The sequence below is a fragment of the Streptomyces sp. NPDC102279 genome (genome assembly GCF_044766365.1).
GTDB lineage: Bacteria > Actinomycetota > Actinomycetes > Streptomycetales > Streptomycetaceae > Streptomyces.
Map to the genome: position 1 here is coordinate 277,734 of NZ_JBIWLU010000003.1, position 14,674 is coordinate 292,407.

Here is a 14,674-nt window from a genome sequence, read left to right on the forward strand (position 1 = left end):
GTCCCCCTCGACCTCTCGCTCCCGACCGACCGATCGTTCGGTCCGCTCGCAACCATGGTCGGCCGCGCGCCGTAAGGTGTCAACCGCTGTGGATGACGTCGTGGGCGTCCGCGTGACCGTTGTGACGCACGGGGCTGTGCCGGGCGGCCGGTGCTGAGTACGGTTCGCTTGCGAAACGCCGTGGTGAGGTGCGATGTGGCGGTACGACGCCCGCGGCCCGGCGGCCGGCAGTCGGATTCGGGATCGTGAATCGGGGCGGAATGGACGCGAACGACGAGGGCTCCACGACCGGGCCCGGCCCGGACGCGCCCGATCACGCGATGCCCGATCGAGTGTCGCCCGATCACGCGGGCCCGGATCACGCGGCTCCCGACCCGGCCGTGCCCGGCGGCGACCTGCCCGACAGCGCTGCGACCGATCCTGAGATCCCCGGTTCCCGCCGTTCCTCGTCGGACGGTGGCGCGCCCGGTGGAGCCGTGCCCGACCCGGGTGCGCCCGGCCGCGACGCCAGGATGCCCTTCCCGGATCTGTCGACGGCGGACGACGCCGGGCCCGACGAGCCCGCTCCCCCGGACCGGGACGACGAGGAGGGGCTCGCGGGCCGGGACGACGAGCCGAGACCCGCGGGCCTGGCGGCCCTCTCGCTCCGCTATCAGGTCGCCGCCGCCTTCACCCTCGCCGTGGTGGTCGTCGCCGCCTGCGTGCACCTCGGCATGGTGTTCCTGCACGTCGCGCCCTCGAACACGGTGACCAAGCAGCACGGCAGCGCGATCGACGAGTGGATCTACCCCGAGTTCGAGCAGAACTGGAAGCTCTTCGCGCCCAACCCGCTCCAGCAGAACATCGGGGTCCAGGTCCGCGCCCTGGTCCGGTCCGCGGACGGCACCAGCGGCGAGACCGGCTGGTACGACCTGTCGGCGCTCGACGGGCGCGCCATCGACGGGAATCCGCTGCCGAGCCACACCCAGCAGAACGAACTGCGCCGAGCCTGGGACTTCTACGTCGGCACGCACGACGCCGAGAACCGTCCGGCCGGGCTGCGCGGCGACCTCTCCGAGCGTTACCTGCGCCGCATCGCCGTGCTGCGTCTCGACCGCGAGCACGCGGGCGGCACGGGGGCGGCCGTCGAACGCGTCCAGTTCCGCTCCCGTACGACCGACGTGCAACCGCCCCGATGGAGCGACGAGAAGGTGTCCGGCCGGCCTGTCGTACGGGAACTGCCCTGGTGGCCGGTCCCCGCGACCGACCGCGCGGGCGGCCTGACGGAGGCGAGCGCCCGGTGAACCGATTCGCTCCGACGGTCTCGCGCGGCATCGCCCGCGTCACGGAGTCGGCCCTCGGGCCGTACCAGAGCGCCGCGATCCGCATCGGCTTCGCCGCCACCTGGCTGCTGTTCCTGCTGCGCGAGTACCCGAACCGGCAGGAGATGTACGGGCCCGACGGGCCCTGGAGCTGGGATCTCGCGCAGCGGCTCGTCGCGAGCAACCACGCCTTCACGGCCCTGCTCTGGTCCGACAGCCAGGTGTGGTTCGAGATCGTCTACGCCCTCGCCGTCCTGTCCGGCGTCCTCCTGCTGGCGGGCTGGCGGACCCGGACGACGTCCGTCCTCTTCATGATCGGCGTGCTGTCCCTGCAGAACCGCAGCGTCTTCATGGGAGACGGCGGCGACAACGTCCTCCACCTGATGTCGATCTATCTGGTGCTCACCCGCTGCGGCCGGGTGTGGTCCCTGGACGCACGCCGCGAGCGCCTCGCCCACCAGGCACGCGCGCGGGGCGAGTGGACCGGGCCGGACCGTGTGGGGCCCGGGCTGTGGGCGGCGCTCGGTGTCCTGCTGGCGACGGCGACGGGCGCCGGACGGATCGAAGGCGGCTGGCTCGGCGGCTGGCTCACGGTGTTCTGGGGGCTGTGGGCGGTCCAGGCACTGTGGTGGGCGGTCTGCCGGTTCGCGCGGACCGCGGAGCCGCGGGTCCTGCTGGACGTCGTCGCCAACCTCGTGCACAACGCCGCCCTGTTGATCATCATGGCCGAGGCGTGCCTGATCTACGCGACCGCCGGCTGGTACAAGGTCCAGGGTTCGCGCTGGCAGGACGGCACCGCCGTCTACTACCCGCTGCACCTCGACTACTTCTCGCCCTGGTCCGCCCTGTCCGGCGTGCTGTCCGCGCACGGCACCCTCGTCATGCTGGTCACCTACGGCACGGTGATCATGCAGGTCGCCTTCCCGTTCACGCTGTTCAACCGGAGGGTCAAGAACGTCCTGCTGGTGGCGATGATGACCGAGCACGCGGTGATCGCCGTGGTCCTCGGCCTGCCGTTCTTCTCGCTCGCGATGATCGCCGCGGACGCGGTGTTCCTGCCGACGTCGTTCCTGCGCCGCCTCGGCGGATGGACGGCACGCACGCGTGGACGCCTGTCCGCCGTCGGCGGGCGTGCGGTACCGGGCCCGCGGAAGCCCGAGCCGGGCGTTCCGGAGGGGGCCGAGCCGACGCACGTAGGCTTCACGGCATGAACGACCCGGTACGTGTCTGGCGACGGCTCGCCGACGATTGCGTCCTGCTCGACGGCTTCCACGCCCTCAAGCACGCGGTGCGCTTCGGGGCCGACATCCCGGTCGCCGTCACCACCGACCGGCGGGCGACGCTGGATCTGGCCGCGGAACTCGCCCCCGACGTCCGCGCGACCCTCGACGGCCTGCTGGCCGAGGTCCCGGAAGCGACGTTCACGAACCTCGTGGCGCGTCCGCACCCCACCTCGGTGGCCGCTCTCGCCGTCCGCCCCTCCCGGGCCGCCAACCTGGAGACGCTGGCCCGCACACCCCGCACCGCACCCGTCGTCGTCCTCGACGACCCGCGCAACCTGGGCAACGCCGGCGCGGTGATCCGGCTGGCGGCGGGATTCGGCGCGACCGGCGTGGTCACCACGGGCACGCTGGACCCGTGGCACCCCACGGTCGTCCGCGGCGGGGCCGGACTGCACTTCGCGACCGCCGTGGAACGCGTGACGGTGGACGAACTGCCGCCGGGCCCGGTCTTCGCGCTCGACCCGGAAGGTGAGGACATCCGCGGATCGAAGATCCCCGACGACGCGGTGCTCGCCTTCGGCTCGGAGCGCAGCGGGCTGTCCGCCGGCCTGCGCACCCGGGCCGACCGCTTGCTGGCCCTGCCGATGCGCCCCCAGGTCTCCAGCTACAACCTCGCGACCAGTGTGGCCATGACGCTGTTCCACTGGAGCGCGACCGGGGGCGCACCCGCCTAGGGGCAGCCGATCACTGTGCCGCCGGTCGGCTCACGCCTCCCGGCGCACCTCGACCACCCGGAAGCGGTTCGCGACGAACGCGCCGTCGCACAGGGCCGCGTTGGCCGCGCCGTTCCCGCCCGAGCCGTGGAAGTCCGAGAACGCGGCCGTCTGGTTGACGTAGACCCCGCCCGTCAGGTTCAGGGAGAGCTGGGCGCACTCCTCGAGGCAGGCCTCCCGCACCTCGCGCTCGACCTCCTCGTCGGTGGTGTACGCGCCGACGGTCATCGCGCCCTTGTCCCGGATCGTGCGCCGCAGCAGCTCCACGGCGTCCGCCGCCGAGTCGACCGCGACGGCGAAGGAGACCGGGCCGAAGCACTCGCTCATGAAGGCGGCCTCGTCGGCGCTCTCGGCGCCCTCCCAGTACTTGCGCGCACCGTCGAGCTTCACGATCACGGGGGTCCGCACGACGGCGTCCGGGAACTCGGGGTTCTCGATCTGCCGCGAGGGCAGGGCGACCTCACCCAAACCGGCGGCCGCCTCCAGGCGGGCCTTCACGTCCGGGTTCACGATGGCGCCCAGCAGTGCGTTCGCCCGGGCGTCGTCGCCGAGCAGACCGCCGACCGACTTCGCGAGGTCGGTGACCACTACGTCGTACGACTTGGGGCCCTCGTCCGTGCGGATGCCGTCGCGGGGGATCAGCAGGTTCTGCGGGGTGGTGCACATCTGGCCGCTGTAGAGCGACAGGGAGAACGCCAGGTTGGACAGCATCCCCTTGTAGTCGCCGGTCGATTCCACGACCACCGTGTTGACGCCGGCCTTCTCCGTGTAGACCTGCGCCTGACGGGCGTGGGTCTCCAGCCAGTCGCCGAACGCGGTGGAGCCGGTGTAGTCGATGATCCGGATCTCGGGACGGGTGGCCAGCGTCTTCGCGATGCCCTCGCCGGGGCGCTCGGCGGCCAGCGCCACCAGGTTCGGGTCGAAGCCCGCCTCGGCGAGCACCTCGCGCGCGACCTGCACGGTGAGTGCGAGCGGAAGCACCGCGCGCGGGTGGGGCTTCACCAGGACCGCGTTGCCGGTGGCCAGGGAGGCGAACAGGCCCGGATAGCCGTTCCACGTCGGGAAGGTGTTGCAGCCGATCACCAGCGCGATGCCGCGCGGGACGGGCACGAAGTCCTTGGTCAGCGCGAGCGGGTCGCGCTTGCCCTGGGGCTTGGTCCACTCCGCGGTGTCGGGGGTGCGGACCTGCTCCACGTACGCGTACGCCACCGCCTCCATGCCGCGGTCCTGCGCGTGCGGTCCGCCCGCCTGGAACGCCATCATGAAGGCCTGGCCGCTGGTGTGCATGACCGCGTGCGCGAATTCGTGGGTGCGGTCGCTGATCCGCTTGAGGATCTCCAGGCACACGACGGCACGCATCTCGGCGCCCGCGTCCCGCCAGGCGCGCTGCCCGGCGCGCATGGCGGGCAGCAGCGCGTCGATGTCCGCGTGCGGGTAGGTCACGCCCAGCTCGATGCCGTACGGCGAGATCTCGCCGCCGACCCAGTCGTCCGTGCCGGGCTGCCCCAGGTCGAGGCGGGTGCCCAGCAGGGCGTCGAAGGCGGCCTTGCCCTCGGCCATGCCCAGGCTGCCGTGCTCGCCGTACGCCTTGGGATGCTCGGGGTGCGGGGACCAGTACGCGCGCGTGCGGATCGCTTCCAGCGCCTGGTCCAGGGTGGGCCGGTGCTGGGCGATCAGCTGGTGCGCGGTGAGTTCGGCGGCCATCAGGGACCAACTCCTCGTCTCAGGAACTCTTCGTCGAGCTCGCGAGCTGGGCAGGAAGGGACAGTCAGGGTTAGAGTAACCGAACGATCGGTCGGGACAAGGGGGTCCGCCGCATCTGTGGAAAACGCCGTGCGGGAGGATCGCGCACATGACAGCACTCGACCTCAGCAGCCCCGTGGCAGTCGTCGGAACCGGCACCATGGGCCAGGGCATCGCCCAGGTCGCGCTGGTGGCGGGCCACCCCGTGCGGCTCTACGACGCGGCCCCCGGGCGTGCCGAGGCGGCGACCGAGGCGATCAGCGCCCGGCTCGACCGGCTCGTCGCCAAGGACCGGCTCTCCGGCGCCGACCGGGACGCCGCCCGCGCCCGGCTCCATCCTGCCGCCGCTCTGACCGACCTCGCGGACTGCATGCTCGTCATCGAGGCGGTGCTCGAACAACTCGAAGCCAAGCAGCAGCTGTTCAGCGACCTCGAGGACATCGTCGGGGACGACTGCCTGCTCGCCACCAACACCTCGTCGTTGTCCGTCACGGCCATCGGCGGCGCGCTGCGCAATCCGGGCCGCCTGGTCGGACTGCACTTCTTCAACCCGGCTCCGCTGCTCCCCCTCGTCGAGGTCGTCTCCGGGTACGCGACCGACGTCACGTCGGCCACGCGCGCGTACGAGATGGCGCGCGCCTGGGGCAAGACCCCCGTCGCCTGCGCGGACACGCCCGGCTTCATCGTCAACCGCATCGCGCGCCCCTTCTACGCCGAGGCCTTCGCGGTCCACGAGTCGCAGGCCGCCGACCCCGCCACCGTCGACGCGGTACTGCGCGAGTCCGGCGGCTTCCGGATGGGCGCCTTCGAGCTCACCGACCTGATCGGCCAGGACGTCAACGAGTCGGTCACCCACTCCGTGTGGCAGTCGTTCTTCCAGGACGTGCGGTTCACGCCCTCGCTCGCCCAGCGGCGGCTCGTCGAATCGGGCCGGCTCGGCCGCAAGGCCGGCCACGGCTGGTACGACTACGGGGACGAGGCCGAGGCCGCCGAGCCGCACACCGCGGAGAAGGCCCAGCCGCCCGCGTACGTCGTCGCCGAGGGGGACCTGGGACCCGCCGCCGACCTCCTCGACGTCATCCGCGAGGCGGGCATCCCGGTCCGCGTCGAGGAGGAGGACCACGGCACCCGCCTGGTTCTGCCCGGGGGCGGCCAGCTCGTCCTCGCCGACGGCCAGACCTCGGTCGAGTTCCGCGACGTCGTCTACTTCGACCTGGCGCTCGACTACCGCAAGGCGACCCGCATCGCCCTGTCGGCGTCCCAGGACACCGCCGCCCGGACGTTGTCCGAGGCCGTCGGGCTCTTCCAGGCGCTCGGCAAGGACGTCAGTGTCATCGGGGACTGCCCCGGCATGATCGTGGCCCGCACGGTCGCCCGGATCATCGACCTCGCGCACGACGCCGTCGCCAAGGGCGTCGCGACCGAGGAGGACATCGACACCGCGATGCGCCTCGGCGTCAACTACCCCCTGGGCCCCTTCGAATGGAGCCGAAGGCTCGGCACGAACTGGTCGTACGACCTCCTGGACGAGCTGCACGTACGCGACCCCTCCGGGCGCTACGCGCCGTCCCTGGCGCTCTACCGTCACGCGTACGCCACCGAGAAGCGCGAGGGCACCCCATGACCACGGCCAAGCGCGACACGTACACCCCGGAGACGCTCCTGTCCGTCGCCGTCCAGGTCTTCAACGACCGCGGCTACGACGGCACCTCCATGGAGCACCTCTCCAAGGCGGCCGGCATCTCCAAGTCCTCGATCTACCACCACGTCGCGGGCAAGGAGGAGCTGCTGCGCCGCGCCGTGAGCCGGGCGCTGGAAGGCCTCTTCGGGATCCTCGACGAGGAGGACGCGCGCGTGGGGCGTGCCGTGGAGCGCCTGGAGTACGTCGTTCGGCGCATGGTCGAGGTCCTCACCTCGGAGCTGCCCTACGTGACGCTGCTGCTGCGCGTGCGCGGCAACACGGACACCGAGCGGTGGGCGCTGGAGCGGCGCCGCGAGTTCGACCACCAGGTCGCCGAGCTCCTGAAGGCCGCGGCGGCCGACGGGGACGTACGCGGTGACGTGGAGGTCAGGCTCGCGACCCGGCTGGTCTTCGGAATGATCAACTCGCTCGTGGAGTGGTTCCGGCCGGACGCGCGCGGCATGGGGGTGCCCGAGGTCGCCGACGCCGTGGTGCTGCTGGTCTTCGGAGGGCTCCGGAAGGAGGCATGAGAGCCTCGCGGCCGCCCGGTCCGGGACGGCGATGACCCGAACGGGTGAGGACCTGGGACCGCCGTGAGATCACGGGAGCCCCGGGGTCAGTTCTCCGGTTCCAGGTCCTCCTCCTCGAAGACGAGAAGCGTCCTGCTGCTGAGCACCTCCGGGATGGCCTGGAGGCGGGTGAGCACCAGCTCGCGCAGCGCACGGTTGTCCGGCGTGTGCACCAGGAGCAGGACATCGAAGTCCCCGCCCACCAGGGCGATGTGGGAGGCCCCGGGGAGCACCCTCAGCTGCTCGCGCACCGTGCGCCAGGAGTTCTGCACGATCTTGAGGGTGATGTACGCCGAGGTGCCCTGACCAGCTCGTTCGTGGTCGACGCGGGCGCCGAAGCCGCGGATCACGCCGTCCTCGATGAGGCGGTTGATCCGCGCGTAGGCGTTGGCCCGGGACACATGGACACGTTCGGCCACGGACCGTATCGAGGCGCGGCCGTCCGCCTGGAGCATGCGGAGGATGTCCCGGTCGATCGCGTCGAGGGGCCGGGCGGGCGGTTCGACGGGGCCGGGCTCCGGCGGCTCGGCCATTTGTTCAGGTGCCATGTCCCCCCGCCTCCCTACCATGGACGTACTGCGTCCATCTCAGGCTGTGCAGAACCGTTTGTCCACAGCCTGGCGCCGCCTGTAGCCAAAATGTGCCGACGACCGAACAATCGGTAGGTGAGGCGCATCACACCCGTGACGCGCCTGAAGCCGCTCCCACGAGGAGGTGCCGTCATGACGGTCATGGAGCAGCGAGGGGCCTACCGGCCCACGCCGCCGCCCGCCTGGCAGCCCCGCACCGACCCCGCGCCGCTGCTGCCCGACGCGCTGCCCCACCGCGTGCTCGGCACCGAGGCGGCCGCGCAGGCCGACCCGGAGCTGCTGCGCCGCCTGCACAAGGAGCTGGTCCGCGGCCGCCGCTACAACACGCAGGCCACCGCGCTGACCAAGCAGGGCCGTCTTGCCGTGTACCCCTCCAGCACCGGACAGGAGGCCTGCGAGGTCGCCGCCGCGCTCGTCCTGGAGGACCGCGACTGGCTCTTCCCGAGCTACCGCGACACCCTCGCCGCCGTCGCCCGCGGCCTCGACCCCGTCCAGGCCCTCACGCTGCTGCGCGGCGACTGGCACACCGGCTACGACCCGCGCGAGCACCGCGTCGCGCCCCTCAGCACCCCTCTCGCGACCCAGCTCCCGCACGCCGTGGGCCTCGCGCACGCCGCCCGCCTCAAGGGCGACGACGTGGTCGCGCTCGCCCTGGTCGGCGACGGCGGCACCAGCGAGGGCGACTTCCACGAGGCGCTGAACTTCGCCGCCGTGTGGCAGGCCCCGGTCGTCTTCCTCGTCCAGAACAACGGCTTCGCCATCTCGGTGCCGCTCGCCAAGCAGACCGCCGCCCCGTCGCTGGCCCACAAGGCCGTCGGCTACGGGATGCCGGGCCGCCTGGTCGACGGCAACGACGCGCTGGCAGTGCACCAGGTCCTCGGCGAGGCCATCGCCCACGCGCGCGCGGGCGGCGGTCCCACCCTCGTCGAGGCCGTGACCTACCGCATCGACGCCCACACCAACGCCGACGACGCCACCCGCTACCGCGGCGACTCCGAGGTCGAGACCTGGCGCGGGCACGACCCCGTCACCCTCCTCGAACGGGAGCTGACCGAGCGCGGTCTGCTCGACGGGGCCGCCCTCAAGGCGGTGCGCGACGACGCCGAGGTGATGGCCGCCGACCTGCGCGAGCGCATGAACCAGGATCCGGTGATCGACCCCATGGACCTCTTCGCCCACGTGTACGCCCGGCCCACCCCGCAACTGCTGGAGCAGCAAGCACAGTTGCGGGCGGAGCTGGAGGCGGAGGCGGACGGTTCGCACGGAGCGGGCCCGCACGGCCCGGAAGGAGCCGGGCGATGACCACGGTTGCCCTCAAGCCGGCCACCATGGCGCAGGCGCTCGGACGAGCCCTGCGCGACGCCATGGCGGCCGACCCGACCGTCCACGTCATGGGCGAGGACGTCGGGACCCTCGGCGGTGTCTTCCGGGTCACCGACGGGCTCGCCAAGGAGTTCGGCGAGGACCGCTGCACGGACACCCCGCTCGCCGAGGCGGGCATCCTCGGCGCGGCCGTCGGCATGGCCATGTACGGCCTGCGCCCGGTCGTGGAGATGCAGTTCGACGCGTTCGCCTACCCGGCGTTCGAGCAGCTCGTCTCGCACGTGGCGAAGATGCGCAACCGCACCCGCGGTGCCATGCCGCTGCCCATCACGATCCGCGTCCCCTACGGCGGCGGCATCGGGGGCGTCGAGCACCACAGCGACTCCTCCGAGGCGTACTACATGGCGACCCCGGGTCTCCATGTCGTCACACCGGCGACCGTCCCCGACGCCTACGGGCTGCTGCGCGAGGCCATCGCCTCCGACGACCCGGTCGTCTTCCTGGAACCCAAGCGGCTGTACTGGTCGAAGGATTCCTGGAACGCCGACGAGCCGCCGGCCGTTGAACCGATAGGCCGCGCGGTGGTGCGGCGCTCGGGCCGGAGCGCCACCCTCATCACGTACGGGCCGTCCGTGCCTGTCTGCCTCGAAGCCGCCGAGGCGGCTCGGGCCGAGGGCTGGGACCTCGAAGTCCTCGACCTGCGCTCCCTGGTGCCGTTCGACGACGAGACGGTGGCGGCGTCGGTCCGGCGGACCGGACGCGCGGTCGTCGTGCACGAGTCGGGCGGCTTCGGCGGTCCGGGCGGGGAGATCGCGGCCCGCGTCACCGAGCGCTGCTTCCACCACCTGGAGGCGCCGGTGCTGCGCGTCGCGGGATTCGACATCCCGTACCCGCCGCCCATGCTGGAGCGGCACCACCTGCCCGGTGTCGACCGGATCCTGGACGCCGTGGGGCGTCTTCAGTGGGAGGCGGTGAACTGATGGCGCAGGTGCTGGAGTTCAAGCTCCCCGACCTCGGGGAGGGGCTCACCGAGGCGGAGATCGTCCGCTGGCTGGTGGAGATCGGCGACGTCGTCGCCGTCGACCAGCCCGTCGTCGAGGTCGAGACGGCCAAGGCGATGGTCGAGGTGCCCTGCCCCTACGGAGGCGTGGTCACCGCCCGCTTCGGCGAGGAGGGCACGGAGCTGCCCGTCGGCGCACCGCTGCTGACCGTCGCCGTGGGCACGCCGGCCTCCGGCGAGGACGAGAAGGACCCCCAGGACGACGAGGGCTCCGGGAACGTGCTGGTGGGCTACGGCACGGGAGCGCCTCCGGCGCGGCGCCGGAGGGTGCGGCCCGCGGGCGGTCCGGCGGCCGGCGGGCAGCGTGCCCCGGGCGGCCAGGCTGCCGGCGGCCATGGCCCGGCGGGCGCAGCGTCCCCGGCCGGCGCACCGGCGCGTGCGGGCACGGCGGACCGGACCGGTGCGGCCGTCCCGGCGGCTCCAGGCGCGGTGGCCGGTTCGCGTGAGCCGGGATCGCAGGAGCAGCCAGACACGAGCCGGTCCTCCCCGCAGGCGGACACGCGGACCTCCCGGAACGGAGCCGCGCGGGGGGAAGGCCCCGTGCCGGTCATCTCGCCCCTCGTGCGTCGGCTCGCCCGGGAGAACGGCGTGGACCTGCGGGAGCTGGAGGGCTCCGGCCCCGACGGCCTGATCCTTCGGGCCGACGTGGAGTACGCGCTGCGCGCTGCGGCGGGCGGCCGGACGCGTCCCTCCTCCCTCATGGAACCGCTCGGCGTCCCGGCGACCGCGACCGGCCCGGACGCGTACACCGACGCGCCCTCGCAGGAGCCGACACGCAACGCCGCCTCCTCGTACGCGGACATCACGGCGGTCGTGCCCGGCGCGTCCGGCGTCTCCCGGGGGGCCGCTCCGAACGGAGTCCGTGTTCCCCTGCGGGGCGTGCGCGGAGCCGTCGCCGACAAGCTCTCCCGCAGCCGGCGGGAGATCCCCGACGCGACCTGCTGGGTGGACGCCGACGCGACGGAGCTGATGCGGGCCCGCACGGCGATGAACGCGGCGGGCGGCGCGAAGATCTCGTTGCTCGCTCTGCTGGCCCGGATCTGCACCGCGGCGCTGGCCCGGTTCCCCGAGCTCAACTCGACGGTCGACCTGGAAGCCCGTGAGATCGTCCGGCTCGACCGGGTGCACCTGGGGTTCGCCGCCCAGACCGAACGGGGGCTCGTGGTCCCGGTCGTGCGGGAAGCGGACGGGCGGGACGCCGAGGCACTCGGTGCCGAGTTCGCCCGGCTGACGGAGGCGGCCCGCACCGGGACGCTGACGCCCGCGGACCTCACCGGCGGCACCTTCACCCTGAACAACTACGGGGTGTTCGGCGTCGACGGCTCCACACCGATCATCAACCACCCTGAGGCGGCCATGCTCGGTATCGGCCGCATCATCCCCAAGCCCTGGGTGCACCAGGGCGAGTTGGCGGTACGCCAGGTCGTCCAGCTCTCGCTCACCTTCGACCACCGGGTGTGCGACGGGGGTACGGCGGGCGGCTTCCTGCGGTATGTGGCGGACTGCGTGGAACAGCCGGCGGTGCTGCTGCGCACGCTGTAGCACCGCCGGGCCGGTCCTCCCCGTCCACATGCTGTGTACGGGGGTGGCAATGATCCTTCGGGCGCCCATACTCGGGGGATGACCGCGAACGAGCGACCGGATGCGCCTGGGCGGTCGGATGCGATCGGGCGACCGGGCGGACCCGGTGTGCCCGGTGTCTCCGGCGACGCCGTCGCGTACGACGCCGTCGTGCTCGCGGGCGGCTCCGCGCGGCGGCTCGGCGGAGCGGACAAGCCCGGCGTGCGGGTGGGCGGCCGGGCACTGCTTGACCGGGTGCTCGCGGCGTGCGCCGACGCGGCCGTCACCGTGGTCGTGGCGGAATCCCGGGCCACCGCCCGCCCCGTGCGGTGGGCTCGCGAGGACCCGCCGGGCGGCGGACCCCTCGCCGCGCTCGACGCCGGCCTGCGGCACACCACGGCGCCGTACGTCGTCGTGCTCTCGGCCGACCTGCCGTTCCTGGACGAGAAGACCGTGCGGCGCCTGCTGGACGCCCTCGCCGGGCCTGCGCGCTCCACGGTTGCCCACACCGCTCCGGAAGCCTCTCAAGACGGCTCAGCCGGTCTCGTGACCCCGCCGAGTGCCTCCCGGGGATTCCCTGGAAGCCTCGCGCCCCCCGTACGGGCCACCCCCGCCTTTGCCGACCGCCGGAACGAGGGCGCTGCCGCCCCCGCCGCCCCTCCGAGCGAGAGCGCCACCCCGGTTTCCTCCGGCACCCCGGCCGAGGCGGCTGGTCCGACGCCCCCGGGCGTTCCCACCGACGTGGCCACCCCGCCCGATCGGGGACCCCGAACCGCCGAAGGCACCTCCCCGCGCGCCGAGGACAAGCGCGCCACCGCCGACGACACGCGTCCGGACGGCGTCCTCCTCGCCGACCCCGACGGGCGCGACCAGCCCCTCGTGGCCGCCTACCGGACCGACGCACTGCGCCGTGAACTGGCCGCGCTGGCAGCCGCCCACGGCGGACTCGGCGGACTGCCGCTGCGACGGCTCGTCGCCGCGCTCGACCTTCTTCGCCTCTCCGACCCCGTCGCGTCCTTCGACTGCGACACCTGGGACGACATCGCCGCCGCTCGGGCACGCATCAGGGAGCATGGGCACGTGTTGGATGAATGGATGACCGCAGTCAAGGACGAACTGGGCATCGACCTGGACGTCGACACCGGCGTGCTGCTCGACCTGGCCCGCGACGCCGCGCACGGAGTGGCCAGGCCGGCCGCGCCGCTGACCACGTTCCTCGTGGGGTACGCGGCCGCCCGGGCGGGCGGCGGACCCGAAGCGGTGGCCGAGGCGTCCCGGAAGGCCACGGCGCTCGCGCTGCGCTGGGCCGAAGAAGACGCCCCGGACGCCGCCCCGGATGCCGCCAAGGGCACCTCGCCCACCGCCGCCACCGAGTCGGACGCCGGATGACCGCCGCCCGCTCCACCCGGGACGGCCAGGACGCCGACGAGTTCGACGTCGAGGAGGCGCTCGCCCTGGTCAAGGACCCAGGACCGCGCCCGACGGCCGAGCAGATCCGCGCGGAGAGCGCCCCCGCGGGGGCACCTCGCGGAAGCGACCGCCCCCCGGCCTCGGCCACCGGAACGCAGGAAGCCACCCCGGACCAGCAGGCCCAGCACAGGGCCACCCCCTGGCCCGAGGCCCGCGTCCTCGCCGAGCGCGCCGCCCGGTCCGTGCCCCGACGTGCCCCGATCTCCGTCCCCCTCGACGCGGCGCTCGGCCTCGTCCTCGCCGCCCCACTGGCCGCGCTCACCGACCTCCCCTCCTTCGACACCTCGGCGATGGACGGCTGGGCCGTCGCCGGCCCCGGGCCCTGGGAGGTGCGGGGGGACGGCGTGCTCGCCGGAAACGCGGCGCCCGAGCGCCTCACCGACGGCGAAGCCGTCCGCATCGCCACCGGCGCCCGCGTCCCGCGCGACGCGACCGCCGTCCTGCGCAGCGAACACGGACGCATCGACGACAAGGGACGCCTGCACGCCCGTCACGCACAGGGCCACGGCCCCGCCCGACAGGCCGGAACCCTGGACGTGGCGCACGGACAGGACATCCGTCCACGCGGGCAGGAGTGCCGCAGCGGAGACCAACTGCTGCCGCTCGGCGCCCTCGTCACCCCCGCCGTGCTGGGCCTCGCCGCCGCGGCCGGCTACGACACCCTCACCGTGATCCCCCGCCCGCGCGTCGAAGTGCTGGTCCTCGGCGACGAGTTGCTCACCGAGGGACTGCCCCGCGAAGGCCTCATCCGGGACGCGCTCGGCCCGATGCTGCCGCCGTGGCTGCGGGCGCTCGGCGCCGAGGTCGTCGCGGTACGCCGCCTCGGCGACGACGCCGCGGCGCTGCACAAGGCGATCACCGGCTCCCGGGCCGACCTGATCGTCACCACCGGGGGCACCGCGTCCGGCCCCGTCGACCATGTCCACCCGATACTGCGCCGGCTCGGCGCCGAGCTGCTGGTGGACGGCGTCAAGGTGCGGCCGGGGCATCCGATGCTGCTGGCCCGTACCCAGGAGGGCCAGCACCTCGTCGGCCTGCCCGGCAACCCGCTCGCGGCCGTGTCCGGCCTCCTGACGCTCGCCGAGCCGCTGCTGCGCACGCTGGCCGGCCGCGTGGCCCCGGAGCCGTACACGCTGCCGTGCAGGGAGGCCGTGCAGGGGCATCCGTACGACACCCGGCTCGTCCCCGTCTCTTTGCGCGGCGAGCGTGCCGTGCCACTGCACTACAACGGCCCGGCGATGCTGCGGGGCATCGCCGCGTCCGATGCCCTCGCCGTCGTACCGCCGGCCGGCGCGCGGGCGGGTCAGGAGCTTGAACTCATCGACCTGCCGTGGGCGTCCGCGGGGATCGACGCGTGCTTCGTCTGAGGCGGTGCCGGGCG

12 protein-coding genes and 1 pseudogene are annotated in these 14,674 nt (G+C 73.4%); 11 read left to right on the forward strand and 2 right to left on the reverse strand.

The annotated features are described in order from the left end of the window. Positions 1 to 260: 260 nt before the first annotated feature. The 3 genes from ACIRQH_RS08055 to ACIRQH_RS08065 are packed head-to-tail and all read left to right on the forward strand — an operon-like array spanning position 261 to position 3,258. Positions 261 to 1,283 carry a DUF5819 family protein gene (locus ACIRQH_RS08055; protein WP_404224739.1) on the forward strand — a complete coding sequence of 341 codons (1,023 nt, stop codon included), beginning with the start codon at positions 261 to 263 and terminating at the stop codon, positions 1,281 to 1,283. Continuing rightward, positions 1,280 to 2,512, forward strand: a complete 1,233-nt coding sequence (locus ACIRQH_RS08060; protein ID WP_404224741.1) for an HTTM domain-containing protein — start codon at positions 1,280 to 1,282, stop codon at positions 2,510 to 2,512. Before ACIRQH_RS08055 ends, ACIRQH_RS08060 begins: the two co-directional genes overlap by 4 nt. Next, on the forward strand, positions 2,509 to 3,258 hold the full coding sequence (locus ACIRQH_RS08065) for a TrmH family RNA methyltransferase (protein WP_358816879.1): 750 nt from the start codon (positions 2,509 to 2,511) through the stop codon (positions 3,256 to 3,258). The genes ACIRQH_RS08060 and ACIRQH_RS08065 overlap by 4 nt, the downstream gene beginning before the upstream one ends. 30 nt (positions 3,259 to 3,288) lie before the next feature. On the opposite strand, the gene paaN is transcribed toward ACIRQH_RS08065, so the two are convergent. Then, positions 3,289 to 5,001 (reverse strand): phenylacetic acid degradation protein PaaN, encoded by a 1,713-nt coding sequence (gene paaN / locus ACIRQH_RS08070; protein ID WP_358816880.1) that lies wholly within the window; start codon positions 4,999 to 5,001, stop codon positions 3,289 to 3,291. A gap of 148 nt (positions 5,002 to 5,149) precedes the next feature. Here paaN and ACIRQH_RS08075 point away from each other — a divergent pair, with 148 nt between their 5' ends. Together ACIRQH_RS08075 and ACIRQH_RS08080 are read left to right on the forward strand one after the other, a co-directional pair. Next, the gene (locus tag ACIRQH_RS08075; RefSeq protein WP_404224743.1) at positions 5,150 to 6,664 is read left to right on the forward strand and encodes a 3-hydroxyacyl-CoA dehydrogenase; all 1,515 of its coding nucleotides are present in this window, start codon (positions 5,150 to 5,152) and stop codon (positions 6,662 to 6,664) included. After that, a complete protein-coding gene (locus ACIRQH_RS08080; RefSeq protein WP_358816882.1) occupies positions 6,661 to 7,251 on the forward strand; it encodes a TetR/AcrR family transcriptional regulator in 591 nt (196 codons plus the stop codon). The genes ACIRQH_RS08075 and ACIRQH_RS08080 overlap by 4 nt, the downstream gene beginning before the upstream one ends. 86 nt (positions 7,252 to 7,337) lie before the next feature. Here the strand turns inward: ACIRQH_RS08080 and ACIRQH_RS08085 are convergent, their stop codons facing one another. Further along, the gene (locus tag ACIRQH_RS08085; protein WP_388868386.1) at positions 7,338 to 7,838 is read right to left on the reverse strand and encodes an Lrp/AsnC family transcriptional regulator; all 501 of its coding nucleotides are present in this window, start codon (positions 7,836 to 7,838) and stop codon (positions 7,338 to 7,340) included. Positions 7,839 to 8,012: 174 nt separating this feature from the next. Between ACIRQH_RS08085 and pdhA the strand changes: the two genes are divergently transcribed. The 6 genes and pseudogenes from pdhA to ACIRQH_RS08115 all read left to right on the forward strand — a co-directional run bounded on the left by pdhA (position 8,013) and on the right by ACIRQH_RS08115 (position 14,660). Then, positions 8,013 to 9,182 (forward strand): pyruvate dehydrogenase (acetyl-transferring) E1 component subunit alpha, encoded by a 1,170-nt coding sequence (gene pdhA / locus ACIRQH_RS08090; protein ID WP_404224746.1) that lies wholly within the window; start codon positions 8,013 to 8,015, stop codon positions 9,180 to 9,182. Continuing rightward, positions 9,179 to 10,183 (forward strand): alpha-ketoacid dehydrogenase subunit beta, encoded by a 1,005-nt coding sequence (locus ACIRQH_RS08095; RefSeq protein ID WP_358816883.1) that lies wholly within the window; start codon positions 9,179 to 9,181, stop codon positions 10,181 to 10,183. The genes pdhA and ACIRQH_RS08095 overlap by 4 nt, the downstream gene beginning before the upstream one ends. Then, positions 10,183 to 11,805, forward strand: a complete 1,623-nt coding sequence (locus tag ACIRQH_RS08100; protein WP_404224748.1) for a dihydrolipoamide acetyltransferase family protein — start codon at positions 10,183 to 10,185, stop codon at positions 11,803 to 11,805. The genes ACIRQH_RS08095 and ACIRQH_RS08100 overlap by 1 nt, the downstream gene beginning before the upstream one ends. A 78-nt stretch (positions 11,806 to 11,883) precedes the next feature. Next, positions 11,884 to 12,300 (forward strand): annotated as a pseudogene (locus ACIRQH_RS08105) (NTP transferase domain-containing protein); the annotation flags it as partial. A 69-nt stretch (positions 12,301 to 12,369) separates the two neighbouring features. Continuing rightward, positions 12,370 to 13,212, forward strand: coding sequence for a DUF6457 domain-containing protein (locus ACIRQH_RS08110; RefSeq protein WP_404225010.1), 843 nt, complete (start codon positions 12,370 to 12,372; stop codon positions 13,210 to 13,212). Further along, the gene (locus tag ACIRQH_RS08115; RefSeq protein WP_388868395.1) at positions 13,209 to 14,660 is read left to right on the forward strand and encodes a molybdopterin molybdotransferase MoeA; all 1,452 of its coding nucleotides are present in this window, start codon (positions 13,209 to 13,211) and stop codon (positions 14,658 to 14,660) included. The genes ACIRQH_RS08110 and ACIRQH_RS08115 overlap by 4 nt, the downstream gene beginning before the upstream one ends. Positions 14,661 to 14,674: the final 14 nt, after the last annotated feature.

Bases quoted from the DNA above. Each gene is read 5' to 3' on its own strand.
- ACIRQH_RS08055 (WP_404224739.1), top strand. From the start codon at position 261: ATGGACGCGAACGACGAGGGCTCCACGACCGGGCCCGGCCCGGACGCG.
- ACIRQH_RS08065 (WP_358816879.1), top strand. From the start codon at position 2,509: ATGAACGACCCGGTACGTGTCTGGCGACGGCTCGCCGACGATTGCGTC.
- paaN (WP_358816880.1), bottom strand. From the start codon at position 5,001: ATGGCCGCCGAACTCACCGCGCACCAGCTGATCGCCCAGCACCGGCCC.
- ACIRQH_RS08075 (WP_404224743.1), top strand. From the start codon at position 5,150: ATGACAGCACTCGACCTCAGCAGCCCCGTGGCAGTCGTCGGAACCGGC.
- ACIRQH_RS08080 (WP_358816882.1), top strand. From the start codon at position 6,661: ATGACCACGGCCAAGCGCGACACGTACACCCCGGAGACGCTCCTGTCC.
- ACIRQH_RS08085 (WP_388868386.1), bottom strand. From the start codon at position 7,838: ATGGCACCTGAACAAATGGCCGAGCCGCCGGAGCCCGGCCCCGTCGAA.
- pdhA (WP_404224746.1), top strand. From the start codon at position 8,013: ATGACGGTCATGGAGCAGCGAGGGGCCTACCGGCCCACGCCGCCGCCC.
- ACIRQH_RS08095 (WP_358816883.1), top strand. From the start codon at position 9,179: ATGACCACGGTTGCCCTCAAGCCGGCCACCATGGCGCAGGCGCTCGGA.
- ACIRQH_RS08100 (WP_404224748.1), top strand. From the start codon at position 10,183: ATGGCGCAGGTGCTGGAGTTCAAGCTCCCCGACCTCGGGGAGGGGCTC.
- ACIRQH_RS08115 (WP_388868395.1), top strand. From the start codon at position 13,209: ATGACCGCCGCCCGCTCCACCCGGGACGGCCAGGACGCCGACGAGTTC.